Source organism: Bacillus sp. BS98 (assembly GCF_008432245.1).
Lineage (GTDB): Bacteria > Bacillota > Bacilli > Bacillales > Bacillaceae_G > Bacillus_A > Bacillus_A toyonensis.
Map to the genome: position 1 here is coordinate 2,577,862 of NZ_CP043830.1, position 23,883 is coordinate 2,601,744.

A 23,883-nucleotide genomic window follows, 5' to 3' on the forward strand; every position below is an offset into this window, starting at 1 on the left:
GAAATTACTAACCCGAATATTTTGGAAGTATATACAAAGTATTTGTATATTTAATCTCTATTAACATAAAAAGGTAAAGCGTATTTCTAATGCTTTACCTTTCTTTTTTGTAATAAATAAGTGTAGCTTTATCATTTAATTTCTTTATAACTTCTGTTCTTTTATAACCTATCTTTTCATATAAAAAACAATTTCTCTCTTCTTCTAAAATAGTAGCAAGTTCCCAACTTATCGCTTCAGGAAACATCTCCTCAATTAATAATAATACTTTTTGAGCAATTCCTTTTCCTTGAAATCCTGGATGTATGAACATAGGACTTATCCAAAATTGATTTGTTTTTTCTTTGTAATATATACATATTGCCCCGACAAACTGACCATCTACGATAATTTTATAAAATCCACCATTCGGGTATTTAATTCTTGTCATCGTTCGTTGAATCGGCTCATTCGCTGGACTCGTCTCATAGTCTTGGTACTTCTCTAATAACGGATAAAATGATGTAACTTGCATTGTGAATATGTCCACTGCATCTTTCTCAGTTGCTCTTTTTAGTATAATATTCATCTTACCAATCTAGGCGCTTTCTTAATGAAGTAATATGTGCTGTATGATGACGACCGTGCCATGCGTATAATCCAATTGCAACAGCAAGTTTTGTTTCACCAGATTCAGGATGATTAAATGTCTTTTCTAAATCAGTAGGTTCTAATGAATATAAAAGGTTAACCCATCTTTTATGTAATGAATCTAGCATTACTAGTGAAACATCTACAGGTAGTTTCGAATCTGGCAATTCTGCCCACTTTTCTTCTTTATACGGTTTAATAGTTGGATTCTTTTCTGTTAGTGCTAATTTAAAGCGTATGTAACTATTCATATGGCTATCAACAACGTGATGAACAACTTGACGAACTGTCCATCCGCCAACGCGATACGGTGTGTCTAACTGCTTCTGATCTAAATCTTTAATTGCCTTTGCTAAATCAGTAGGTACATCCTCAATTTCTTGAATCCATTTATCAATCATTTCCTCAGTAATAGGACGCTTGTATGTAAATTGGCCAATTGGATAACGTAAATCATTCATGAATAAGTCCCCCCTATTATTTTGAACACAAAGTAGTTCTACAAATATAATGTACAAAATTTACACGTTCTCCGTTTAATTCTACAGAAGTTGTATCTGCTTCATTTTTAAAAGAAAATCCGCTTTTTTCTAGTACAATTTGTGATGCAAGATTATTAGTCGTTGTTTTAGCATGAACCTCATTAATTTCATTATTTTTCGCTACGTCTAAAATTAATTTTACAGCTGCTGTTGCAACTCCTTTTTTAGTGAATTTTTCTCCGACTCGATAACCTAACGAACTGATTCGAGTTTCGGTATCTATATTTACTAAGTTAATTCGTCCTACAATTTCTTTTTCTTCATTACGAATTAAATAAAAATAAGAATTTCCATCTGCCTGTTCTATTAATAAATCGTCTAATAGTTTTTGAAAATATTCAAAATCGAAATATTGCGAACCACGATTTGGTACCATCGTTTCAAAAAAAGATTTATTCGTAAGTTCAAACGTAAATAAATCCGCAGCATCTTGTTTTTTTAGTTGCTCTATGTATATTTCCATCCCGTATTCTCCTTCTTGATTTACTAACTGTTATACATTCTTTTTTAATCAATTATATTCCTGCTATTTCTTTCGATTAAGTAATACAGCTAGTAGCACTTTCGGATGAAAAAGGTGAAATGGACTACGAATTAAATTCATCACTCGTACTAACCGAATATAAACATCAGAATCACTTGCGGAAAGTCGATATATTTGTTTCGTATACCATAGCTGAAATTTTTGTTTCGTAGTTAATTCTCTCTTTAGCTGCGGGTGACGTGATATTTCCGTTGTTGTCATATCCCAAGGGATTTCTATTATGTCAGCTGTCTTTTTATAAAATTGTTGTGTAAATGTTTTATCGAGCTGTTTTCTACTTTGCAAAAGTAATTGCAATTGGTGAGCTTCCATAGCAGCAACTGAAACACCTTGACCGAAAACAGGATCAAAACGACATTGTGCATCTCCAACTACTAACAACCCTTCTGGTACATTGTTAACTAAATCAAATCGCCGGCGTACTTGATAGGGAATTTTGTATGTCTTTATATCAGTAATTCCCTCAGCCTTGTTTAGGAAGTCTGTAACATTAGAAATTGATAGGTTTTCAGCAAAATCATAAAACTCATCATCTGTTTGTGGTGCTTTCTCATTTGCGTATCCACTGAAAGTAACAAAATAACGATTATCTTCAATCGTTTGAATAAGAACGCCATAAGGGTTTTCAGGGAAACTCGGAGACATTAGCATATTACAACAGTCTAACTCCTCATTTTCTTTAAGGTGGAACATTTTTGTTGCGTAAAATAAATCGATACGAACCTTCTCTTCTTGTACTTCAATTTCGTATTCTCGTAGCCACTCCATACTTTTTGAACCAAATCCACTTGCATCAATTACAATATCTGCATGAACTTCTTCTTGCATGCCTGTCTCTAAATATTTAACTTTTACTCCACACACTTTGTTAAGCTTCCCATCTACTAATAACCCATTAACCAATGTTTTATATGTAATAGTAATATTTGAAATTTGATCAATTCGTTTTTGAATATGCCATTCTAATAAAGGACGACTTTGTTGAATCATATGAACTTCCCCTATGAATGGTTGTTTCCATAGACCAAATTGATGCCATTTCAAATCACGCGTAAAGTTATTTATAATACTGCCCGCTTTTATTAATTCATTCGTAATAGTAGGAAACAATTCTTCAATTGCTTTTTCTCCACCTTTTAATAACACGTGAGGATGATCGCTTTGTGGAACTCTTTTTCTTGAAGCTTTTCCATCCCATTTGTCACCGACTTCTAAAATGATTACTTCTTTAAAAGAAGTTGATAATGCCTTTGCTGCAAACTTTCCCGCCATACTTCCACCAATAACAATAGCCTTATTAAACATATTCTCCCCCTTAATAAAAAGAGATCCTGTCGTGTATAAATGAAACAGGACCTTAATTACATTGCTTCTTTATCATTATAATTAAAATACATGAGTAAATTGCAACGTTAAAATTAAAATACCTAATCCCCATACGTAATACGCGAATACTTTTAAGGAATGACGTTTTAAATATTGAATCATCCATGAAACTGCTATGTAACCAAAGAAAGCTGCTGATAACGTTCCGACAATTAATGATGTACTAGAAATAGATTCTGCTTTCCCTTGAAAAACATCTATAAATTGCAAGATGATTGCTCCGACTATTGCTGGCGTAGATAATAAAAAAGAAAAGTATGCTGCTGTTTCACGGTCTAGTTTTCTCCATAAAGCAGCGACAATCGTCATTCCAGATCGAGAAATTGCCGGGAAAATAGCAGCCGCTTGAAATGAACCAATGATAAATGCATCTTTATATGTAATGTCGTCCATTTTTTTACGACCATCCTTTTGTTTATCGGCCATATATAGAAAGAAGCCTGTCACTAAAAACTCCCAACCGATGGTAATGCCTGTTTTTGAAATATCTTCAAAGAAGTCTTTAAATAATAAACCGATTACAACCGCAGGTATCGTCCCAACGATAAGTAATAACATAAGCTTTGAAAATGGATTTTTCATTAAATATATAAATTCTTTTTTGTAATAAATAAACACCGCAAGCAAAGTCCCAATATGCAGCATCGTATCTAAAAACAATCCCGCTTCATCTAATTGAAACAAATGCCGTCCTAAATAAAGGTGCCCTGTACTACTAATCGGTAAAAACTCTGTTAATCCTTGAATTATACCTAAAATAAATGCTTCTAACCAATTCATGATGGTCTCCTTTCTCGTTTGCTTGTACCAATATATGAAGGTTAAATTTTCGATATGAAAAAAACTATATTTCTCTATGAATTTACTTTTAAATTATGGATATATATGTAAAGAGAGTCGAGGTGGGTTAATATGTGGAGGCATACAAAATTCGGCAATGTATTACTTTGGGTGGGTCCTATCCTTGTGTTTTTAGGATTATGTATGACTAATGTTATTTCAGACATTCCTTTCTTTGAAGGAAAACATAAAACGCTCGGAATAATAATTTTATTTATAGGGGTTTTCTGTTTAATTGCTGCTAATTATTTTAAAAAAGGAGAAAGAAATGAAGAATAAAGATAAATAAAAAAACAATCCCAGTATAAATGCTAGGATTGTTTTTCGTTTATGTTGCTTATTTATAGAATACTTTATCAACGTTATATTTTGCTTTGTATTCATTAATGATATATGTTTCGTAAATTTCTCTTTCTGTTGGATCTTCTACGATACATGCATCAATACGGTATACTTCGTCACGATGATTTTTAATTGGTGAAACATTGTCTTCAAAGTGTTTTTTAATACGTTGTCTAATTTTACGAGCTTTACCTACGAAAAGCAGTTCGTCATTAATATTGTAAAACATAAAAATGCCGCCTTTATCTCTAGGGAACAAGTGGAAATCGATAAAACCATTAATTGGAGTAATGATTGCCTCGTCTCCTTTAATAACTTGTTTACGTTCAGTAATTGAAACATCAGCTTCAGGAATATTAATTTTAATCAAGTTCATTCACGTCCTCTTTTATTATAAAGATAAATAATAGCATACATACGTAAGAAAAGCTATGTCCAGAGGCATATTTCATTTTATAATTCAAATATTATAGGTGTATCATGTAAACTCTTCTTCCAAATCATATGATCACTTGATTTTCCCCAATAATCCTTCAGTACATAACTAGGTTCTCCAAACTTCTTTGTCCATATACTTTGTGCTTTTTTGTATCCACTATCTAAACAGTATTCTGTTATTCCTCTGCTAAGTAATGTAAGATACATTGCATGTAATAGTAAACTCCCTATACCTTTTCTTTGATACTCAGGAAGTATAAATACAGTTCCTATTTCATACAAATCCTTAAGTACACCGCCTGTACAACTAGTAATCAATGTACTTGCTGGACCAATTTCAATTGTTCCAATCATTTTATCGTTATTTGTATCTATCGCTAATAAAAAGTAACGATTTTCTCCATTACTATCAAAATCATCTTTTAAATATTGCTTTTTCAAGTTAATTTCATTTTCTATGTCACCCAATAATTGTGATAATCCTTCATTTTTATATGTATCCGTAATAACTATACGGAAAAACAAGTGAAGTTCCTCTAAATCATCCGAATTCGGTCTCCTAATTTCAACGTTATACATGTTTTAACTCTCCATTCTATACGATTGTTAAAACCAGACTTTATATACTCTATTCAACAATATTCTACAAAGCCCTGCATAGATCCAGCAGTATAGAAAGCTCAGTATAAATATTGATAAAATAATGTTTATATCCATAGTTGTATGAATAATAGGACCAAGTACGGGAAAACGGAAAATATCTAGAACAATCATAATTCCTATAAGTAGACAAATCGCAGAAAAGGAAACCACCCAAATTCTTCTCTTGAATTGTTTAAAGGAAAGCCCTAAGGCTATACCTAATAAGCCTGTAGTAAAGGGAAATACAATTAGTTCACTCGGCTCAATAATAAATAATAGGAGAATAGTAAGAAGATAAGAAAGTACTCCCTCACGAATGGAGTAGAAAATAGCAAAAAAAATTGGTAACGTCGCAAAAGGACTAATGAATAATCCTATACCTGGAATTAAATTACCCGCTGCTTGAAACATGGTGGCCAAAGCGCTCATTAAAGCTGTAATGACTATCTTATTTGCAAGGGACAATTTTCTTTTATGAACATAGTTCGCATCATTCTCTATCATAAGTTGACACAAATAACGTACAAACCGATTCATCGAAATACCCCCTAAAGATATCTAATTTATACACTTATTGTTTATTTGTTACCTTCTTCTAGAAAACAATCACTATACAATAGCCAATTCTAAAAAGAATGAATCTGAGAATTTATATCGTATCAAGGAACAATTTCAAAAATAGTACCTTTGTTAAAATCAGTTACTTTCATAGAATCGTAAACTCCTAAATATAACCTAGTTTGATCCAAATTTGTTCCTAAACTCATATAATAAGCTGCTTGCGTACCAAAATCATAATTAGTTTCAATAACATGAAAGTCATTATGTTTACCGTCTGTACCGGCTCTAGTATATGCTAAAACACCTTTAACTGGAGGACGAGACTCTTCTTTCCTAGCAAGGTCACTAAATACAACACTACCATTTAAATTCGGGATTGCAGTTCCCATATATGGCTGAACGCCTGTTAGTGAAGTTCCGCCAAACTTATCTGGTCTGGGGTCTTTATGAAAATAACTAATTAGTGGCTGAATACGCTTGGCGGATAATTCTATTGTTTCATTATAATAAGCCATTGTTCTCTCATCCAAAGTAGGATTCTCAGAACAGTGCCTTATAAAAGAAGTAGGTAATTCTCCTTCCCATCCTCTCCAACCAAAATTAATAAACCCATCTTGATTGGGAGTGAATCTCATTGCATGCGTTTGAACAAGTTTGGTAACCGGTATCGGTTTATATTGAACAAATGAAAAAATAGACTCTACAATATCCTGTCCGACATTACCTGCATATTTAATATATTGATTATAAAACCTTTGGAATGAAATACCGGTTATATTACGAATACCTTTCGCAATTACTGTAAGTGTTTCTTGTATAGATAAAGGAAGTTCATTAAAGCGCGAAACTACTGGAGGATTATTTATGACTGTATTTTTACTTACATCGACTTCAATTATTTTACCTGCTATTTCTAAATCATCTTGGCTTAAATTAAATGGATCATATCCCGATCCACCATCTCCATTTGTAAAAACAAGTTTTCCCGTTTCAGGAGAAAAGTTTAAAGTGTTTACTCCGTTATGATTAAAAAATGGGCGTTTTATATTAAGTAATGTTCTGCGTTTTTGAGGTTGACCATTTGATTGTAAAACCCATTCTTCAATTGTATCAATATGATCATATTGCGTATTTCTATTAACCCACTTTAAGTTTAACGTTTTAGGGTCACACGGATTCGGTTTAAATTGTTCAGAAAGTGCACCAGGTCCTTGAGTTCCAGCTACTGAATAATGAAGATAAAATAAACCGTTATGATGAAATTGAGGATGAAACGCAAGTCCTAGCAATCCTCGCTCATCATATCCACTACTAGCAACACCTTCTTCAAATGTACCTAATTTAATAATTCGTGGACGAATATTTAAAAATGTTTTTATAACACCGTTTCCTATGTAAAAAACCTCTCCTAATTGAGTTGCGATGAATAATCTTTCGGTCGATTCACCTGGAATTATGGCTGTTTTTATTACAGTTGGTAAATTTATATTATGAACAATGGGCCGTAAACGAATCTTAACTTTAGTCAATTAACTGTCCACCCCTTTTTCTTTTATTTAATAGAAGAGTATGATTAGAGTAGTCTTATTAGTATCAATTAACTCATATTCCTTTTTATTACAATTTTGCATATAATATAATTATAAATAAACTAGGGGGACTACTTATGACACTTTTACTACAAATCATAGTACCACTTATATTTGCACTATATTTATTTACCATCTATCGTAATAATACTATTGGAAAAGCTGCTTTTCTTTTAGCGGTCATAATTGGGATTTTCGGTTTAGAGAATATTTTTCAATATGCTAGTTTAACAGATCATGCTGTTTATCCATATTGGGGCAGTTTGAAAGCTGTTGTTATCATTTTATCAGTCGTATTTCTATTTAAAAAAGGTGGTCTGACAGGAAAATACTAATTTGTAACGCTATACATATTTTCTTGTCAGATTGCTTTTATTTTATAAAAGAAGAAATGTCCATGTAAAAACAAGAAGGAGTGTGTTACATATGTCTATAAATATTATTTCTATAGTTTCTATTATAATATGGATTGTGTTGATTACAGAACTTATAAAACCTTCAAAAGAACAGAATGGACGAAAAATCGTAACTTTATTATCTGCTGGTTCCGCATCGACAATTATTTTGACGGTTTCATTTATTCAAAATATCCCGTTTTGAAATTGGTAGTGATATAATTACAAGAAAATATTTATAAATAAAAAAGATTAGGATTCGCTCCTAATCTTTTTTATCATTCAATTGCACCAGCAACATCATAATCATTTAAATCCAATTCAATAGGCTGTCCGAGCGCTAGTTTAGCAAGTTCTGCTCCTAAGTATGGACCAGCTGTTAAACCTGAAGCTCCTAATCCATTCGCAACGAGAATTCCTTCAAAGTTAGGTATTGGTCCGATAACAGGTAAGAATCCTGGTGTGAATGGTCTGAATCCTACTCTCGTTTCAAGCATTGTAGCATCTTCTAAGCCAGGTGCAACTGCTAACGCTTTATGGAATACTTCATGTAAACCACCTGCAGTTACACGGTGATCGAAACCAGTATCATTCTCATGTGTTGCACCAATTACAACATGACCATTATCAAACGTTAATATATATTGATCGTTTGGCGGCATAACAACAGGCATATTTTCTGTTGCTGTATTTTCCATTTGCAGGTGAACAATTTGTCCTTTTTGGAACGTAACTAAGAAATTAATTCCTAATGGGTTTAATATTTCGTTCGCCCATGCGCCAGCAGTTACAATAACCTTTTCTGCTAAAATTGTCTCGTCATTTACTTTAACTCCAGTAATATGATTCCCTTCACGGACTAATACTGCATCTCCTTTTATGAAAGTTGCACCATGTTTTTTCGCAGCGCTTATTAATGCGTTGCGTAATAATCTTCCGTTTACTCTTGCAGCACCACTAATATGAACAGAACTATATTCTTCTGATAATGCCGGGAATAATTTTTTCGTTTCTTCAGCTGATAAACGCGTAATTTCACCAATCTCTGGTGCATCTTCACGTCGTTTATAAGCTCGCTCTTCCATTTGATCTAGTTTTTTCTCGTCAGTATGTAAACTAATTGCACCTACACGGTTGTAACCTGTATCCGTTTCACCGTCTTCTTCTAATTGTTGAATTAACGAAGAATAGTAACGTGCACCGCTTTTAACGATTTTATACCACGCTTTATTACGACGTTGTGAAAGCCATGGACATACTATACCTGCTGCTGCATCAGTTGCTTGCCCTAATTGTTGGCGATCCATGATAGTAACATTCGCACCAGCCTTAGCCAGATGATAAGCAGTAGACGCTCCTAAAATTCCAGATCCAACTACAATATACGATTTCATTTCAAACACCTTTTCTCTTTACTAATTATATAAATATAAGAACATTCTTAAGTATAATAGAAGGAATCCTTTTTTCAATGTACTCATCGCAATTAATTGTTTCATCATTGTGACTTTCCTAATCGTTATTTTTTCTTCTTACGGAATAATTCAATTGTTTTATAGCCTTGTGAAAGGATTTCAATCATTTTCTCAAAACGTTTTTCACGTGTTTTTTCTTGTTTCACAGAAAATAAATTACGTGCCCAATCTTTTTGATATCCAGGAGTTAAACTTTGATAAAATTTAAGTTCATTGGGATGATTAGCTAATAAAGCTTCAACATCTTTAATTCGATCTGCATAATCGGCAACACATTGACTCATAGCAGGCGTTTTCGTCGCTTTTTTCTTTTCACGCTTTAAGCCTACAACAGTAAAGACGTCATCCATACTTACCATTCGAGCAAATTTAATTTCGCTTTCTCCTACATATCCATCTTCACCAACGCTTAATGCTGGAAACATCTCATCACGGTGAATAAACGTACTGTAACGAGCATTACCTTTTTTCGGATATGCGAAAAACACATAACCTTTTTCAAGTAATAATGCTTCATTACTAATAATAAAATTCGTTTGTTTCACCATTTCATCAAGCGTTTCAACAAAAATAAAAATAGCATCGTGTTCTTTTGAAAATGCAGTTTCTTTACCTGTGAAAATGTCATAATCACTTGGTTCGTTAATAACAACCATATTCGTATACTTATCAAGTTTCAATTTATCGATAACTGACATAATAATCTTCCTTTACATTCGAAATTCATTGTACATACTTTTTTATACTGTTCTAGTGTATTATATCTAGTTAGAAAATCAAACTTTAAATAGTATTATTCTGTTTCAAAAGAACAAAAATCTTTATTTGAAGAGCTGGTTTTACAAGAGGATGATGGAAAAGAACCAGTTTTTAATTCATATGAAGAGGCTGCAGAAACATTAAAAACATTAGAAGAAAACCTTTTAAACCAAAAATTATACAAATAGCCGATTCCGAATAAGAACAGGCTATTTGTATAATCACAACTCAATAGCAAATAAAGTATATAAAAGCTCTCTATATTGATCTTCTGTAATTTCACGCTTAGTTTTTGCTCCATACATCATTTCAGTTAAACTAGAATTCGTTAAAGAGATATGGCCAGCGTTCGTCAACTTTACTGCAATTGGTCCTTTATTGAAAATAGACTTTTCATCTTCTACCACTCTTCTTTGAACATCGTTTACTACTGTCTCGTCAATAATATGAGTATAAAAAGCATGACAAATTTTCCATTCTCCATCAACATCTATTCTTTCTAGAACATAATTGCCTTTACTCGTATCTTTTCGTCTCACCCGGTACGAACCGTTTTTTGAAGAAACAGACTCACCAGTAAAAGGTACAAGAACGAGAGGTACTAACGAAGCTATACCTACATCAATTAAATACTGTACGTTATCTTTATTTAAAATAATTGTTATATGTCCGTCCTCAAGTGCCCAAGCATTTATATCATTTTTATATACAGTACCTAGTGCGAGTTGTACATCATAACCACTATCTTTTAAAAAATAATAAAAAAGAGTATTTAATTCATAACAAAGCCCACCGCGGGAACTAGTTAAAATTTTCTCTTGTAAGTTTTTCATAGAAATTGCATTTATATTACCTGCTATAACATCTAAATTCTCAAACGGTATTGTGTGAGCAAATGCAAAGAGTATTGTACTTAATTCTTCAAACTTTATTTCAGTACGTTTTTCAAGGTTTAATCTTGTAAAGAGTTGGTCTTGTAAATTTGTCATATTCAGCACTCCTTAATAAGTTATAAGTTAAAATAATATATGCTGATTGTATATGTGATGAGGTACTGTAACAATGTACATTCCGATTAACTGTACCGGTACAAAAATTCTAATTCACAAGATAACCTAATATAAGAAATTAAAATAAGAGGCATCATTAAAATGCCTCTTATTTACTCTGGGATGCTACGAATATAAATGTAATAGTTTGTCTATGGATACACTATTAATATTACTTAAATCAATAAAATATTGAAGTTGCCACATTTGGCTCTTTTTAGCTTGATTACTAACAGGGTTATCCCATATAGGATAAACTCTCATAGCCATCTTTCCTTTTTGACTTTGAGTTTTTAATATTTTTTCTTCAAGAAGAATCTCTTTCGGGAAAATAAATTGTCCTAGTTTATAATCATTAATACATGTGATAACTAATAAGTCAGGAGCAGCGTCATAAGAAAACGCTTGATTTTGCATGTTTTCATTTTTCTCCCAAAAAGAAACAAATTGACCAATTTTGTTAGGAGTAATTTTTGATACTCTAAAACGTATCGTTTTGTTATTTAAGTGAAATAACGCCCCAGCATACTCTGAGTTTTGTCTTTCTTCTTTTAGATTAGTGATTATTAAGTTATTAGGTTTATATACTATGTCATTTAAATTTTGAATGATATCATTAAAGTTGTTCAAGTAAACTCCCCCTTTATCCACCTTTTAGTTTATCACAAACGTTAGTTCTTATATATCGTGTAGATAATATATAGTAATAACGACGTGAAAAAGAGGGTTATTTTAGTGGAATATGATTATGCAGGTTGACTAGATTATTTCAATGTACCCAATTTTTCAATTGCTTGTTGTTCAGTTGCTAAATAAAAAATATTATTACCTTTATTACATTCATAAATGAAGTCTTTTAAGCTTTTACTAGTGTACATAGAAAAATCCCCAACGATAGCAATCTTTACCTTGTAGTTTATAAACTTTTGAAGGATATCGCCCGCAAGCCGTGTTTTTAGATCAAAGAAATCTTCACTTATTAAAGATTTATGGATAATAATATGTTTCGCATCTACATCATATTGAACTGTTGCCATAGTATCTAATGCAGACTGAACATCCGATATTAATACCTTATCGTTTCTAATGACCGCAATATTGATTCCATCGATTACTACTTTCTTTATTTCCATAGTCCCACCCCTTTATAATTTACACAGTATGAGTAAAATTGTTTTACAAAACTTCGTATTAATCATAGATTAAATTAGCCGCAGCTATTAAAATCGCCTCTATTTTTTATTGTAAATATCTATTTTTTATTACTAATACGGTCAATGAAATTAATGATAGTTTCTTTTTTGTATTTTTGAATATATATATAATTTCTTTTACTTGTTATAAAAATATTGTGGAGTAACATAACTTAACAAACTATCCAAATTGTTAATCTCGGCATATGGTTGTATTTTGGTAGTATTCTTGATTTTCTGAGGGTTAAACCACACACCTTTTATATTTGCATTTTGAGGACCAGCAATATCCTTTTCTAAGTCATCCCCAACAAATAAAGTATTTTCCGGTTGTAAATTTAGCTCATTTAATGCTAGTTCGAATATACGTTTATCAGGTTTACTAAATCCCACTTCTTCAGAAATAATAATTGTTTCAAAATACCTATTTAAATTCGTGTTAAATATTTTAGCTTTTTGCCTCTGAGTTGATCCATTTGTTATAATTCCAACTTTAAAGTGCTTCTTTATTTGATTTAAGAAATGAATAGTATTTTGGTCTATTGAAAAACATCTAGGGAAATTATTATTCCAAAAATCTTGGATGTAATTGCGTGGCAATCTATACCTTGGTGTGAATTCATCAAACAATGATTCTAAAACTGTCGTTTTATTACTTATGCCATATTCTCTTTTATCGTATTCTTTGAATTTCTGTAACATGTTGCTTTTAGCCGCACCATCTACATTTTCATAACACTTTTCTAACACAATTAAAAATAATGCCTCTACTGCTTTATCCCTATCAAGTAATGTATCATCTAAATCAAACAGCATCGCTTTATAACCCATCAAATAATTTCACAACCTTTCTCGGATGATTTAAATAATCCTTAGTTCACACCTTAAGCGTTTACTAAATTAGCAAAAAAACTCTAAAGTTTGTGACGTACACTCTATAATTTCGCTAGCTTTTTTTTATTGAAATTCATTTCCGTTTCCCCTTCTAGTAAGTAGCGAAAGTATATGTTCACACAGTTTAAGAAATCACATGTAGTTCCCAATATTATACATTAGTTTTTTAGAAATATAAATCGTTCAGCTTTTCATACGATAAGTTCTTTCAAGCATACAATTATTTTTTCATAAAACGGAATATGGCTAATAATATTTTTTTGGAGAATACACATTCTTGAAAATGAAGCTAATACGTTAAACGTCCTATGAAGTTCCTATTGTATCTCCACATAAACTCCAGATAGTACGGCTATAATGACTACCAGAGGTGATATTATGAAAAACTATCATATTCTCGTGGTAGAGGACGATCAAGAAATTCAGGAATTAATTAAACAATTTTTAATGACACAGCATTATACAGTGGTAGTCGCTTCAGATGGACTAGAGGGTATGACACAATTTAATAATCAATCATTTGATTTAATTCTTCTAGATGTCATGATGCCCAATCTTAATGGGTTTGAAGTTTCTAAAATGATTCGAAGTCAGTCAAACGTACCAATTATTATGCTAACTGCGTTGGAAGAAGAGGAAGATCAAATGAAAGGATTCGACCTTGGGATCGATGATTATATAACAAAGCCCTTTTCATTTCATGTTTTGATTAGACGAGTCGAAGCTGTACTTAGAAGAAGTTATGATAAAAATGTAAATAATCATTTGATATTTAAAGAAGTGCGTATTGATGTGGATGCATATAGAGTATATGTAAATGACGTTGAAATTATATTAACGACAAAAGAGTTTGAAATTCTACAACTACTATTTCAAAATGAGAGAAAAGTACTCACAAGAGAAAATATCGTTGAAAAGGTTTGGGGTTACGATTATTTTGGAGAAACACGAATAATCGATACACATATTAAAAACCTACGCAAAAAATTAGCTATCCCTTATATTAAAACAATAAAGGGTATTGGATATAAAATTGATGAATAGTATTGTGAAACTCATGAAAATGAAGCAAATTACTTATAAACTCTTTATGACTACATCTCTCATTTTATTATCCTTTGCAATATTGATTTATTTAACTTTATACTTCTTTCTTCCGACGTTTTATGAGCAATATAAAACAGATCAACTTCAAACAGGGATAAACGAAATCATTGATAAATCTAAAAATCTTACGTTTCAAGATGCGATACCACTTTTTGATGAATACGCCAAAAAAAATAATGCGATGCTTTATCTTCAAAATAAAGAAGGAATAATTATTTACTCTCCTTCATTTTCTTTTATTCAAAGTGGTACGCAAAAAACAGTAGTTACTAAAGCAACACGATTCGAGAATGCAAGTACCCTTAGCAATTCATATAACGTTACGAAACCAATTCAATTTCAAGATGGTAGTTTAACGCTTGTAGTGTTTGCTACATTTCAACCGATTGATGAAGCTTCACAGGTTTTAGTACGCTTTCTCCCCTATATTAGTATCATTGTGCTCGTTATTGGTATAGGGAGTGCTTATTTTTATTCCAGGTTTATTACAAAGCCACTTATTTATATTAATGAAGGTGCACAAAAGATGGCAAATTTAGATTTCTCCGAAAAAATTGAGGTTCGCTCTACAGATGAGTTAGGAGAATTATCTAATAGTTTGAATGACATGTCTATTAACTTGCAACAAGCTATGTTTGATTTAAAAAAAGCAAATGAACAATTAAAAAATGATATTGAAAAAGAAAGAGAAATAGAAACAAAACGCAGAGAGTTTTTTACGATTGTAGCACATGAATTAAAGTCCCCTCTTACTGTAATGAAAGGATACTTAGAAGGAATGATATACAATATTGGCCCTTATCAAAATCGCGATCAATATTTAAAGAAGAATCGTCAAATTATTGAAAGTATGGAACAATTAGTTCGTGAAATTTTAAGCGTATCGAAATTAGAACAACATACCTTTAAACTAAAAGTAGAAAAAGTTAATCTTTCAAAGTTAATAAATACAATTACAAAAGATCTCGAATTTTTCGCTTCACAAAAAAACATCCAAATAATAAAAGAAATTGATTCTGATCTTTCCGTTTATACAGATTATGTTCTTTTAGAAAAAGCATGTAAAAATATTATCCATAATGCGGTTATGTATTCACCACATAATGAAAAAGTTTATATACAGTTAAGTAAGGATTCTAAACAAGGTCAAATTAAAATGCAAATTATGAATACAGGTGTCAATATTAAAGAAGAAGATATACAACAAATTTTCAAACCGTTTTATCGAATTGAAAAATCAAGGAATCGAAATACTGGAGGAAGCGGTTTAGGACTGTATATTGTGAAACAAATTCTTGAAACGCTAGATATAAAGTATTCTATAAAAAATATGGAACATAGTGTGCAATTTTGTATGAACATTCCATTATCTAAACAAAAAACAAATAAACTCCCCTCTTAGTAGGACGAGTTTATTTGTTTTTGTAGTAAGTATAAACTTATGATGAAATCATTATAGTGGAAATAGATTATGAAATTGATTCAAGTTTAGGATAGTTCATTTTATAATTTGATTTTGGAGTTAGCATAACAATTATATATATAAAATCCTTAAATGGATTTGATCACTAGTTGGTTTTAGAAAACCTATAGTTATTACCATTGATGTTGAGGTACAGACCGCAAATCAGAAAAAAACCACACTAAGAAAAATAAAAGCCTTGCTGCATTTGAAGTGTGGCAAAGCTTTTTTAAATTGCTCAATTCTTGTTCCACTAACGTCTTTGTTAGCTAGCACTTTAATTGTTTTAATAGCCTTTTGTTTAATTCCCACAATGCTGTTTTGTTGCTATCCCATTTCAAAAGGGTTACTGCTTCCTCAAAGCATAACCATTTATAATTGAAGTGTTCCTTAGATAATGAAATATTTTTTGTAGGAACTTTAACTCCAAAAGAAAATTCTTTTATTACATAAACTTCTTCTCCCCAAAGGAATCCTCCAACTACATCCTCTACTGGTAATGACGACACAGAATCTAATGTTATATATGGGCATTCTCTTATAATACCAGCCTCTTCAAACGCTTCCCGTTTTGCTGATTCAATAGGAGTCTCACCATCTTCTCCACCACCAGCTATTCCTTGCCAATAACCATAATCACTTCGGTTAAAAATGGCATATCGAATGGAATCATCAGTTTTTATATAAGGAAAAATCAATACTTGATATGGTGCTCTCATTGTTTAAGCTCCTCCCGAAAATAAGCTTTAAATACATATGAACAATTTATTCACTAACTTGCCATTTTAGTGAATAAAGAGCCGACATCACAATTCTACATTAATAATGCAGGTTTATGGTCGCGGCTCTCCATTTTTAAAGAATTTTATTTTTCATAAACGGGGGTCACCATACATTTCCATCAACTCAAGAGGTTTTAATACCCTCAAAAGCTTCATCCTTTCTAAGCAAGATAAATTAGAAAGGATGACGTTTTCTTATGAATCCCTCGATTCAATATGAACTACTACCATTTGCAGAAGAATTACAACGATATCACACGTACGGTTTCCGAATCCATCATATCCATACGCATTGATCGTTCCATCTGCTAATGTTTCTTTCTTTAATTGATTAATAGAATCGTATTCATAGGAAACAGTTCGTAAAGATTCGCCCTATATTTCTAACGCATTAAGATTTATAAAAGTTTTTTTCAATTTTATATTTGATTTTTTTAGTAACTCAACATATTATATCGTTAGAACTGAGTTACATATTTAAAAATCATAATCTGGAAAATCTGCAGATGTGCGGGTTCTTTTTTGTAACATAACATCAGAAAGTAGAGGTGAAACGAATAGGAACTTTAAAGTCTTTAAAACGTGATGCATATCTTTTTATTGCGATGTTAATTTATTTTTATGGCATCTTCATCTCAATACTTATTATGGACAGTACATTTAACTGGTTAAGCTTTATACTTGCATTGCTATCCCTATGTGCCTTAGTCTTCACCATACAAGACATTAAAAATAAGAATTACAGAATAAAATAAAAAAGCATCTGATTCAGATGCTTAACTCTCAATTTTATAAAATATTGACGCCCATGACCATACAGCTACCAAATACAATACATAGTAAACCTAACAGGATTAAAAACTCTGGTAGATCAAAGTGGTCTAGTAGCGCACCTATTAATAATCCAAAGGGATAGAATACAATTTCGATCCAGGTTACGCCCCCTGCTTTTTTTATTTCTCGGTAAGATACAATGCTAACAATTAAAATGCCTAACACAATCAATCCTATCCCTAACATCATTCATCAATTCACCCTTTTTAAAATTTAAAAATCTAGCTTTTCACTTTCATATACTGCTCTTTTACACGTGCCAGTAAGTCCCGCAGCTTATTTTCTACAGGATGTTCTTGATTTTCTGGTACTTCTCTTCCATTTGATGAAAAGCTTTGTGAGCATGAACTTTGTGTAACTTCAAATTTTGCATATGGGAAAGTGTGCTCATTTTCTTCACCAACGTTTTCAGTAGTGCTTCCATTTGAACCAGCGCGTATGCAGTTCTCGTCAAGTTTTGTGCGCTTCCCTTCCTTGTTTACCGTGTAATAGGTATCGTTGACCGTACCATATTTCATATCGGCTGTAGATGTTACTGCGGTTCCGTCTGCGGTGAATGTAACTACACGAAAACCATCTTCTTCTGGCAACAATTCCGCTCCAGGTACATTGTATAGTACCACTAAATCTCCTTCGTACGCTTCAGGAATGAGATAAATCGTATTTGTGGTGTCTTTTCCAAATCGGATACAACCGCTTAATACAATCATAAAAAAGATTCCGAAATAAATTATTACGTTTCTCATAGAGTCTCTCCCGTTATTTGTAAGAATGGTATAGTATTTATTATATAATGCAATATATTTCCTTGGATAGAATAAGTTTCTGGTTTAAAGACAGCTTTCCTTAGCTTGATGGTGATGTGGTATTCCCTAAAAAGAAAGACTAAGGAAGGTCCCATAAACTAAAGCTCTCCTTTAGTTGAAAAAAAGGAATCCTCTCATTGTTTCTCACTTTGTAAATCTTATTGTTTACTAAAGATAAAGTGGTCTTCAGGCTTCCAAACGTGCAGATGGTCAGCAATGTATCTGCGTAGCCACAACATGACATTAATTCGTCTAGGATAAAAGCCATTTGAAAAATCATCGTCTTTAGATAATATTTCCGATGATATTGTGATGGAGCTTGTTGTTTTTGTGATTTTTATAAATAAAATTAATGGATATATTAAAAACCGTACTCATAAATGGAACAAATGTGTTACTTAGATTGTCTATTACGTATAAAAAGGTGTTCTTGGTAGTTCTCTCCTTTTGTAATGCAAGAAATACAAGATGAGTCCTATCCTGTACATTTGTTAATTGTATTGGTATGTAAAATACCAATACAAAATCCATAAATTCTTGAAAGAGGTTGAAAATGTATGATCGTTCCAAAGAAGTTTTTTCACATTTCGCATTATAAAAAGATGCTACCTGTAGTATTACTTTCATGTGTAACGCTTATAGGCTGTTCCAATAGTAATATTCAATCCGAACCTCCGAAACAAACAAAACAAGAAAATACAAGTAATCATTCTTTTGTTAAACTTGAAAAAGAATATGATGCTAAACTTGGTATTTATGCATTGGACACAAGTACGAATCAAACTGTTACTTATCGTTCAGATGAACGTTTTGCATACGCATCTACCCACAAAGCACTTGCTGTTGGAGCACTGTTACAAAAGAAATCAATAGAAGATTTAGAACAAAGAATTAAGTATACTAGCAAAGATCTTGTGAATTACAATCCAATTACTGAAAAATATATAGATACAGGTATGACTTTGAAAGAACTTGCGGATGCTTCCATTCGATATAGCGATAATACTGCACAAAATCTTATTCTTAAGCAATTAGGTGGGCCAAGTGAATTCAAAAAATCACTGAGAGAAATAGGAGATACTGTCACAAATCCTGAACGTTTTGAACCAGAATTAAACGAAGTGCAGCCAGGAGACACTCGTGACACTAGTACCCCAAAGGCATTAGCTACTAGTCTTCAAGACTACGCGCTAGGCGATATACTTTCAATTGAGAAACGAAACTTTTTAATAGATTTGATGAAAAGAAATACTACGGGGGACAACTTAATTCGTGCTGGAGTTCCAGGAGAATGGGAAGTAGCCGATAAGACTGGCTCTGGATCTTATGGAACAAGGAATGATATCGCAATCATTTGGCCACCAAATAAGAAGCCAATTATTCTTGCGATACTTTCTAATCATGCGAAAGAGGATGCGAAGTACGATGATAAGCTTATTGCAGATGCAACGAAAATAGTGTTAGATGTTTTAAAAGTAACGAATAAATAATAATAGTCATAAATGTAAGCTGCTCCTACTTTACGGTACATATCGTTTGAAAGACATTTACGTATATAAACGCTAAGAAGTATCATTGAATGTATTTAAATTATTCAATACCAAATAATAAGCATCTCTTGTTAAAAGGGTGATTATGTTTTAAATGAGCAAATACTTTATATATAGCTTTTGAGTAATCCAATTTTAGTTTTTTGAAATTTAGTATGCAGCACTGGAATACACGTTTATTCACTATAGTTGTCGAATATTCTGTGCTTAATTATCTCCAGACTGATATACTATAAACACAATTGTTCTTGAAGGGTGATGATATTATGTATGAACAACAAAATAATAGGGATAGAGATCAAAAAATGATGTTTTCTATGCAAGGAATTCCCACAAATAAAGTTAACATGAATCAATTACCTAAATGGATTAGAATTTTCGGCTATTGTGCGTTTGGTTGGATGATAGTATTTAGTTTCATTATGATTGTAGGTTTAATTCTTCAATAACTATACAGATAAACAATTAAACAGGACGGTATTTAGATCATATATCTAGGTAATGTCCTGTTTTTCATATATAATTCCTCATTGATATAGTTAACCGGTCATAACAAAAAGAACCTGTAGAATATTCTACAAGTTCTTTTTTTAATATTGTTAAAAAAGGAACAACAAACTATCTTAACATTCAATACAGGGAGACCATTTTGATTATGGCTTGGTTTTATTGTATATCAATTATTAATATTTGAAGAAATATTTTTTTAATATTATGTGAATTAAAAACCTAGAGTGTTTATTTTAAATTTCATTTACTACTAACTTCTTCTTACTTAAATAAACTGCACGATCAGATTTTTTAGCAACTTCCTGTGAGTGCGTCACAACAATAATACATTTATTTTCTTTATGTGCAAGTTCTTGAAACAGTTCTATTATATCCATTGCCGTTTCTTCGTCGAGGTTTCCTGTTGGCTCATCCGCAATCAGTAAATCAACATTACAAGATAATGCTCGAGCAATTGCTACACGCTGTTGTTGCCCGCCACTTAGTTGCAGAACGTTACGTTTCGCTTCTACTTCTGTGAGTCCTACCTTTTCTAATAATTCTAATGCCCTTGCAGTTTTATTTTGCACTTTAACACCTGTAATTTCCATTGCCGTTAGGACATTTTGAAGAGCAGTCATATAGGTAATCAAATTATAAGATTGGAAAATTACAGATACATGTTGATTGCGGTATCGATCCAAACCAATTTTTCGAATATCTTTTCCATTATACAGGACATAACCATTTTTAGGGACATCCAGTCCGCAACCTAAGCTCAGAGTTGTGGTTTTACCAGATCCAGATGGTCCTAAAATTGTGTAGAAATGCCCTTTTTGAAAAGAAAAATTAACATTATCTAGTATCGCTACATTTTTCCCATTACTTTCATAATAATAATCCAAATTTTTAAATTGTAAAATCGTTTCCATATTGATCCTCCTTATTCATCTTTTAAAAGAATTTGTTTTGGATTTAAACGTAGAATTGATAATGCTGGAAGAAGCGTTGCTAATATAGCAATAGCTAGTCCTATCCCTCCCATTTTGCCTACATCTTCTCCTGTTACACTTACATCAATTTTATCAATCGGATCCTCTTTTTGATTTTGTACAGTTCCACCAGGTCCAGACATCATTACAGTCCCATTTTGCGGGTTGTTTGTTTCTTCGCTTGCTGTAGCAACTTCACTTGAAAGTAAATTATCCCCTATATATTGAGAAACTTTAGCTCCTGTTGTTATGGATAATCCAAAAGCTAAAATAGCGATACATACTACTTCTACTACGAACTGCGCCATCAGCTTCCACTTTTTTTCTCCAATGGACAATAGAATCCCCATTTCTTTACGACGTCCTTTAATCGATAACATAATGATTAATCCTAATATAATCGCACCTGCAATTGATACAATATAAATAATCATTTGAGAAGTAGATGAGATATTTTCGATAGGCCCAATCATTTGTTTGTACAATGAATCATGTGCATCTAATTTATAGTAATTAAAATTAATCTTAGATTTTTTTGCTTCTTTTTTAAATGCTTCAATGTTTTGTGGGTCTTTCAAGAAATACACGACTTGAATGCTACTTATACCTTGATCTACTTCAAATTTTTTCATAGTTGAATGCGGCATATATAGTTTATTAGCTGGATCCATTATAGGAGGGGCCTGTTGACCCATTGCTTGCTCATTCGTTTCGTAAATACCGATAATTTCAACCTCGAGGGTTTCCTTCTTATCCCCTGATTGCACTTTAACTTTGTCTCCTACTTTCAAATTGTTTAATTCCGCTAATCGTTTTTCCATTAAAGCTACATTCTGATCTTTCATCTGTTCTGTAATTGGTTTCCCATCAATGATTTTACTTTTTCCGTTCTTAAAGCTTTCTTGTAATGCAGTCTTGCGAACTCCCTCAATCATAAAGGAAGCATTCATATCTATTTCTGTACCGGAGCTTGAACCGCCTCGTACAGCCGCCATTCCCGCTTTACCCTTTCCTTCTTCTTCTCCTTCTGAAGCTCCTACTAGTTTAAGTCCATCCGAGATTCCGAATGTATTGCTTATGTAATTATAGTCTTTTACATACTTTGACTTCGCTAACTGATCTGCTTCTTTCGTGTTGAGCTTCGGTGGATTAGGCATCTCTCCAGTTTCCTGAGCCTGTTGACCTAATTTGTCAAAATCAAGACTTAAAGTAACATCTGCACCTAGTTTTTTTCTTGCTGCATCCGCAGCTTTTTTTGATGCATTTTGGATTGTAAATCCTGCCAACACTAAATTTGTAACGATTAGGAAGACTGCCATCAAAATTAATGATGTTCCTACTCTTTTTTTCATACTGAGAATTGCTCTTTTCATAAAGTTCATTTTTTTCTTACCTCCTTGATAACTTATATTCTATATAGGTTATCTAGAGTCTATATGGAGCTAATCGGTAGTTTATCTAGAGATATAAGGAGTTTATGTGTAGTTATTCAATGACTTTGGTGAAGAATATTGGTAAGGAGCTAGTCCATATATATTAAGATTCATTGAATGAGAGCTTACAAATCTATGCTTATTATGTAATTTCTATAGAGCTAATTAAAAGCACCCTATTTGAATGGTTATATGTGGTTTGTTAAATATGAAAATCCATTAATGAATATGGCGTTTTATTGAAGTTGGTCGGATTTTTTAATAATAATATTGTGTTAAAAAGCCTAATATATCATTTTATAAGTTAGGCTTTTATGTTATCTATAAGAAAAAGTTATAGAGACTCATAATATTTTATAATTTAACCTATTGTATTTAAACAAGTAAAATAAAAGTAACAAGTGCATACATTAAGGAGGTTTTTTAATAGTGACAGAAACTATAACATTTAGGATTGCTACGGCAGATGATTTAGATGATATTGTAAAAATGCTTGCTGATGATGTTTTAGGCAATAAAAGAGAGCGCTATGAAACACCACTCCCTGATAGTTATATAAGAGCATTTCATGCTATTGATTGTGATCCAAATAATGAGTTGATTGTAGCGTGTGATGGGACGGAGATTGTTGGTCTTCAACAAATTACATTTACGCCTTACATTGCACGTCAAGGGGGTTGGAGAGCTACTATTGAGGGGGTACGGACAGTCTCATCAAAACGTGGTAAAGGTATAGGAACTAAACTTATTAAATGGGCTATTCAACGGGCTACATTGCGGGGATGTCATTTAGTACAGTTAACAACAGATAAAGAACGACAGGAAGCGTTGCAATTTTATAAGAAATTAGGATTTAAAGATTCTCATGAAGGATTAAAACTTTTTCTTTAATGAATATTGTTATTTATATACCCAAAAGATGCATATTGTAAGGTTCATTGACTACCGGCTTCGAAAACTATAGTAACTATCACTGAATAAAATATATTAATTGATACATTGTTCATCATTTAAATTACATTACTTCAAACGGTGTATCTTTTGATACGAAAATAAGCAAGTTAATGTTCTCTCATATAAATGAGAATATTAACTTGTCTTTTAAATTGTAGTATAAATTATTTATGGTTTTATTTTATTGTTAGTTTT

28 protein-coding genes and 1 pseudogene are annotated in these 23,883 nt (G+C 32.0%); 7 read left to right on the top strand and 22 right to left on the bottom strand.

Features of this window, described 5'->3' with window-relative positions; all coding sequences use genetic code 11:
• Positions 1-94: 94 nt before the first annotated feature.
• The 5 genes from F0362_RS13315 to F0362_RS13335 form a co-directional block, all read right to left on the bottom strand.
• Positions 95-568 (bottom strand): GNAT family N-acetyltransferase, encoded by a 474-nt coding sequence (locus tag F0362_RS13315; protein WP_001021465.1) that lies wholly within the window; start codon positions 566-568, stop codon positions 95-97.
• A gap of 1 nt (position 569) precedes the next feature.
• On the bottom strand, positions 570-1,091 hold the full coding sequence (locus tag F0362_RS13320) for a YfiT family bacillithiol transferase (protein WP_000999060.1): 522 nt from the start codon (positions 1,089-1,091) through the stop codon (positions 570-572).
• Positions 1,092-1,107: 16 nt separating this feature from the next.
• Positions 1,108-1,635: a GNAT family N-acetyltransferase gene (locus F0362_RS13325; protein WP_000409226.1), complete on the bottom strand. Its 528-nt coding sequence runs from the start codon at positions 1,633-1,635 to the stop codon at positions 1,108-1,110.
• A 63-nt stretch (positions 1,636-1,698) separates the two neighbouring features.
• Positions 1,699-3,021 (bottom strand): NAD(P)/FAD-dependent oxidoreductase, encoded by a 1,323-nt coding sequence (locus tag F0362_RS13330; RefSeq protein WP_149889816.1) that lies wholly within the window; start codon positions 3,019-3,021, stop codon positions 1,699-1,701.
• 81 nt (positions 3,022-3,102) lie between these two features.
• Positions 3,103-3,882: an undecaprenyl-diphosphate phosphatase gene (locus F0362_RS13335; RefSeq protein ID WP_070173295.1), complete on the bottom strand. Its 780-nt coding sequence runs from the start codon at positions 3,880-3,882 to the stop codon at positions 3,103-3,105.
• 132 nt (positions 3,883-4,014) lie between these two features.
• Between F0362_RS13335 and F0362_RS13340 the strand changes: the two genes are divergently transcribed.
• Positions 4,015-4,221, top strand: a complete 207-nt coding sequence (locus F0362_RS13340; RefSeq protein ID WP_000269008.1) for a hypothetical protein — start codon at positions 4,015-4,017, stop codon at positions 4,219-4,221.
• A 58-nt stretch (positions 4,222-4,279) separates the two neighbouring features.
• On the opposite strand, the gene F0362_RS13345 is transcribed toward F0362_RS13340, so the two are convergent.
• From F0362_RS13345 to F0362_RS13360, 4 genes are all read right to left on the bottom strand, one after another.
• A complete protein-coding gene (locus F0362_RS13345; RefSeq protein WP_001048938.1) occupies positions 4,280-4,660 on the bottom strand; it encodes a nucleotide excision repair endonuclease in 381 nt (126 codons plus the stop codon).
• A gap of 77 nt (positions 4,661-4,737) precedes the next feature.
• Positions 4,738-5,301 carry a GNAT family N-acetyltransferase gene (locus F0362_RS13350; protein WP_000282923.1) on the bottom strand — a complete coding sequence of 188 codons (564 nt, stop codon included), beginning with the start codon at positions 5,299-5,301 and terminating at the stop codon, positions 4,738-4,740.
• A 27-nt stretch (positions 5,302-5,328) separates the two neighbouring features.
• A complete protein-coding gene (locus tag F0362_RS13355; protein ID WP_001079202.1) occupies positions 5,329-5,901 on the bottom strand; it encodes a YybS family protein in 573 nt (190 codons plus the stop codon).
• A gap of 122 nt (positions 5,902-6,023) precedes the next feature.
• Complete coding sequence (locus F0362_RS13360; protein WP_149889817.1) at positions 6,024-7,454, bottom strand: PQQ-dependent sugar dehydrogenase; 1,431 nt, start codon at positions 7,452-7,454, stop codon at positions 6,024-6,026.
• Between the two features lie 137 nt (positions 7,455-7,591).
• On the opposite strand from F0362_RS13360, the gene F0362_RS13365 reads away from it, so the two are divergent.
• Complete coding sequence (locus tag F0362_RS13365) at positions 7,592-7,849, top strand: hypothetical protein (protein ID WP_000173573.1); 258 nt, start codon at positions 7,592-7,594, stop codon at positions 7,847-7,849.
• 338 nt (positions 7,850-8,187) lie between these two features.
• Here F0362_RS13365 and F0362_RS13370 read toward each other — a convergent pair whose 3' ends face one another.
• The 6 genes from F0362_RS13370 to F0362_RS13400 all read right to left on the bottom strand — a co-directional run bounded on the left by F0362_RS13370 (position 8,188) and on the right by F0362_RS13400 (position 13,216).
• Positions 8,188-9,303, bottom strand: a complete 1,116-nt coding sequence (locus tag F0362_RS13370) for an NAD(P)/FAD-dependent oxidoreductase (protein ID WP_000844376.1) — start codon at positions 9,301-9,303, stop codon at positions 8,188-8,190.
• A 125-nt stretch (positions 9,304-9,428) separates the two neighbouring features.
• A complete protein-coding gene (locus F0362_RS13375; protein WP_000110838.1) occupies positions 9,429-10,082 on the bottom strand; it encodes a YdeI/OmpD-associated family protein in 654 nt (217 codons plus the stop codon).
• A 282-nt stretch (positions 10,083-10,364) separates the two neighbouring features.
• Positions 10,365-11,132: an arylamine N-acetyltransferase family protein gene (locus tag F0362_RS13380; protein ID WP_000183393.1), complete on the bottom strand. Its 768-nt coding sequence runs from the start codon at positions 11,130-11,132 to the stop codon at positions 10,365-10,367.
• Between the two features lie 186 nt (positions 11,133-11,318).
• Entirely contained in the window at positions 11,319-11,822 is a 504-nt protein-coding gene (locus F0362_RS13385) for a MepB family protein (protein WP_149889818.1), read from the bottom strand.
• A 134-nt stretch (positions 11,823-11,956) separates the two neighbouring features.
• Positions 11,957-12,325, bottom strand: a complete 369-nt coding sequence (locus tag F0362_RS13390) for a DUF4180 domain-containing protein (protein WP_000403457.1) — start codon at positions 12,323-12,325, stop codon at positions 11,957-11,959.
• Between the two features lie 198 nt (positions 12,326-12,523).
• Positions 12,524-13,216 (bottom strand): HAD family hydrolase, encoded by a 693-nt coding sequence (locus tag F0362_RS13400; RefSeq protein ID WP_149890059.1) that lies wholly within the window; start codon positions 13,214-13,216, stop codon positions 12,524-12,526.
• A 441-nt stretch (positions 13,217-13,657) separates the two neighbouring features.
• Between F0362_RS13400 and F0362_RS13405 the strand changes: the two genes are divergently transcribed.
• Together F0362_RS13405 and F0362_RS13410 are read left to right on the top strand one after the other, a co-directional pair.
• A complete protein-coding gene (locus F0362_RS13405) occupies positions 13,658-14,323 on the top strand; it encodes a response regulator transcription factor (RefSeq protein ID WP_000800729.1) in 666 nt (221 codons plus the stop codon).
• Positions 14,316-15,788: a sensor histidine kinase gene (locus tag F0362_RS13410; protein WP_001084880.1), complete on the top strand. Its 1,473-nt coding sequence runs from the start codon at positions 14,316-14,318 to the stop codon at positions 15,786-15,788. The genes F0362_RS13405 and F0362_RS13410 overlap by 8 nt, the downstream gene beginning before the upstream one ends.
• 329 nt (positions 15,789-16,117) lie before the next feature.
• Here the strand turns inward: F0362_RS13410 and F0362_RS13415 are convergent, their stop codons facing one another.
• The 5 genes and pseudogenes from F0362_RS13415 to F0362_RS31420 all read right to left on the bottom strand — a co-directional run.
• Positions 16,118-16,567 carry an NUDIX hydrolase gene (locus F0362_RS13415; RefSeq protein WP_001202617.1) on the bottom strand — a complete coding sequence of 150 codons (450 nt, stop codon included), beginning with the start codon at positions 16,565-16,567 and terminating at the stop codon, positions 16,118-16,120.
• 258 nt (positions 16,568-16,825) lie between these two features.
• Entirely contained in the window at positions 16,826-16,966 is a 141-nt protein-coding gene (locus F0362_RS31415) for an RHS repeat domain-containing protein (RefSeq protein WP_079519526.1), read from the bottom strand.
• A gap of 453 nt (positions 16,967-17,419) precedes the next feature.
• Positions 17,420-17,653, bottom strand: coding sequence for a hypothetical protein (locus F0362_RS13430; protein ID WP_000979111.1), 234 nt, complete (start codon positions 17,651-17,653; stop codon positions 17,420-17,422).
• Positions 17,654-17,685: 32 nt separating this feature from the next.
• Entirely contained in the window at positions 17,686-18,210 is a 525-nt protein-coding gene (locus tag F0362_RS13435; protein WP_001246652.1) for a DUF6843 domain-containing protein, read from the bottom strand.
• A gap of 218 nt (positions 18,211-18,428) precedes the next feature.
• A pseudogene (locus F0362_RS31420) lies at positions 18,429-18,593 on the bottom strand (helicase); the annotation flags it as partial.
• Positions 18,594-18,827: 234 nt separating this feature from the next.
• Here F0362_RS31420 and bla point away from each other — a divergent pair.
• Positions 18,828-19,760, top strand: a complete 933-nt coding sequence (gene bla / locus F0362_RS13445) for a class A beta-lactamase (RefSeq protein ID WP_000636871.1) — start codon at positions 18,828-18,830, stop codon at positions 19,758-19,760.
• A 326-nt stretch (positions 19,761-20,086) separates the two neighbouring features.
• Complete coding sequence (locus F0362_RS13450; protein WP_000273228.1) at positions 20,087-20,269, top strand: hypothetical protein; 183 nt, start codon at positions 20,087-20,089, stop codon at positions 20,267-20,269.
• Between the two features lie 294 nt (positions 20,270-20,563).
• On the opposite strand, the gene F0362_RS13455 is transcribed toward F0362_RS13450, so the two are convergent.
• Together F0362_RS13455 and F0362_RS13460 are read right to left on the bottom strand one after the other, a co-directional pair.
• A complete protein-coding gene (locus tag F0362_RS13455) occupies positions 20,564-21,241 on the bottom strand; it encodes an ABC transporter ATP-binding protein (protein ID WP_000447845.1) in 678 nt (225 codons plus the stop codon).
• Positions 21,242-21,252: 11 nt separating this feature from the next.
• Positions 21,253-22,683 (bottom strand): ABC transporter permease, encoded by a 1,431-nt coding sequence (locus tag F0362_RS13460; protein ID WP_001010237.1) that lies wholly within the window; start codon positions 22,681-22,683, stop codon positions 21,253-21,255.
• Between the two features lie 480 nt (positions 22,684-23,163).
• On the opposite strand from F0362_RS13460, the gene F0362_RS13465 reads away from it, so the two are divergent.
• On the top strand, positions 23,164-23,625 hold the full coding sequence (locus F0362_RS13465) for a GNAT family N-acetyltransferase (protein ID WP_000140903.1): 462 nt from the start codon (positions 23,164-23,166) through the stop codon (positions 23,623-23,625).
• The last annotated feature ends 258 nt before the right edge of the window (positions 23,626-23,883 follow it).

What these genes read in the sequence shown, in the direction of transcription:
- F0362_RS13370 (WP_000844376.1), bottom strand. Translation starts at nt 9,303, where the DNA reads ATGAAATCGTATATTGTAGTTGGATCTGGAATTTTAGGAGCGTCTACT.
- F0362_RS13315 (WP_001021465.1), bottom strand. Translation starts at nt 568, where the DNA reads ATGAATATTATACTAAAAAGAGCAACTGAGAAAGATGCAGTGGACATA.
- F0362_RS13355 (WP_001079202.1), bottom strand. Translation starts at nt 5,901, where the DNA reads ATGAATCGGTTTGTACGTTATTTGTGTCAACTTATGATAGAGAATGAT.
- F0362_RS13390 (WP_000403457.1), bottom strand. Translation starts at nt 12,325, where the DNA reads ATGGAAATAAAGAAAGTAGTAATCGATGGAATCAATATTGCGGTCATT.
- F0362_RS13450 (WP_000273228.1), top strand. Translation starts at nt 20,087, where the DNA reads ATGTATGAACAACAAAATAATAGGGATAGAGATCAAAAAATGATGTTT.
- F0362_RS13335 (WP_070173295.1), bottom strand. Translation starts at nt 3,882, where the DNA reads ATGAATTGGTTAGAAGCATTTATTTTAGGTATAATTCAAGGATTAACA.
- F0362_RS13375 (WP_000110838.1), bottom strand. Translation starts at nt 10,082, where the DNA reads ATGTCAGTTATCGATAAATTGAAACTTGATAAGTATACGAATATGGTT.
- F0362_RS13410 (WP_001084880.1), top strand. Translation starts at nt 14,316, where the DNA reads ATGAATAGTATTGTGAAACTCATGAAAATGAAGCAAATTACTTATAAA.
- F0362_RS13455 (WP_000447845.1), bottom strand. Translation starts at nt 21,241, where the DNA reads ATGGAAACGATTTTACAATTTAAAAATTTGGATTATTATTATGAAAGT.
- F0362_RS13330 (WP_149889816.1), bottom strand. Translation starts at nt 3,021, where the DNA reads ATGTTTAATAAGGCTATTGTTATTGGTGGAAGTATGGCGGGAAAGTTT.
- F0362_RS13400 (WP_149890059.1), bottom strand. Translation starts at nt 13,216, where the DNA reads ATGGGTTATAAAGCGATGCTGTTTGATTTAGATGATACATTACTTGAT.
- F0362_RS13350 (WP_000282923.1), bottom strand. Translation starts at nt 5,301, where the DNA reads ATGTATAACGTTGAAATTAGGAGACCGAATTCGGATGATTTAGAGGAA.
- F0362_RS13340 (WP_000269008.1), top strand. Translation starts at nt 4,015, where the DNA reads ATGTGGAGGCATACAAAATTCGGCAATGTATTACTTTGGGTGGGTCCT.
- F0362_RS13405 (WP_000800729.1), top strand. Translation starts at nt 13,658, where the DNA reads ATGAAAAACTATCATATTCTCGTGGTAGAGGACGATCAAGAAATTCAG.
- F0362_RS13415 (WP_001202617.1), bottom strand. Translation starts at nt 16,567, where the DNA reads ATGAGAGCACCATATCAAGTATTGATTTTTCCTTATATAAAAACTGAT.
- F0362_RS13345 (WP_001048938.1), bottom strand. Translation starts at nt 4,660, where the DNA reads ATGAACTTGATTAAAATTAATATTCCTGAAGCTGATGTTTCAATTACT.
- F0362_RS13320 (WP_000999060.1), bottom strand. Translation starts at nt 1,091, where the DNA reads ATGAATGATTTACGTTATCCAATTGGCCAATTTACATACAAGCGTCCT.
- bla (WP_000636871.1), top strand. Translation starts at nt 18,828, where the DNA reads ATGATCGTTCCAAAGAAGTTTTTTCACATTTCGCATTATAAAAAGATG.
- F0362_RS13460 (WP_001010237.1), bottom strand. Translation starts at nt 22,683, where the DNA reads ATGAACTTTATGAAAAGAGCAATTCTCAGTATGAAAAAAAGAGTAGGA.
- F0362_RS13435 (WP_001246652.1), bottom strand. Translation starts at nt 18,210, where the DNA reads ATGAGAAACGTAATAATTTATTTCGGAATCTTTTTTATGATTGTATTA.
- F0362_RS13430 (WP_000979111.1), bottom strand. Translation starts at nt 17,653, where the DNA reads ATGATGTTAGGGATAGGATTGATTGTGTTAGGCATTTTAATTGTTAGC.
- F0362_RS13365 (WP_000173573.1), top strand. Translation starts at nt 7,592, where the DNA reads ATGACACTTTTACTACAAATCATAGTACCACTTATATTTGCACTATAT.
- F0362_RS13380 (WP_000183393.1), bottom strand. Translation starts at nt 11,132, where the DNA reads ATGACAAATTTACAAGACCAACTCTTTACAAGATTAAACCTTGAAAAA.
- F0362_RS13325 (WP_000409226.1), bottom strand. Translation starts at nt 1,635, where the DNA reads ATGGAAATATACATAGAGCAACTAAAAAAACAAGATGCTGCGGATTTA.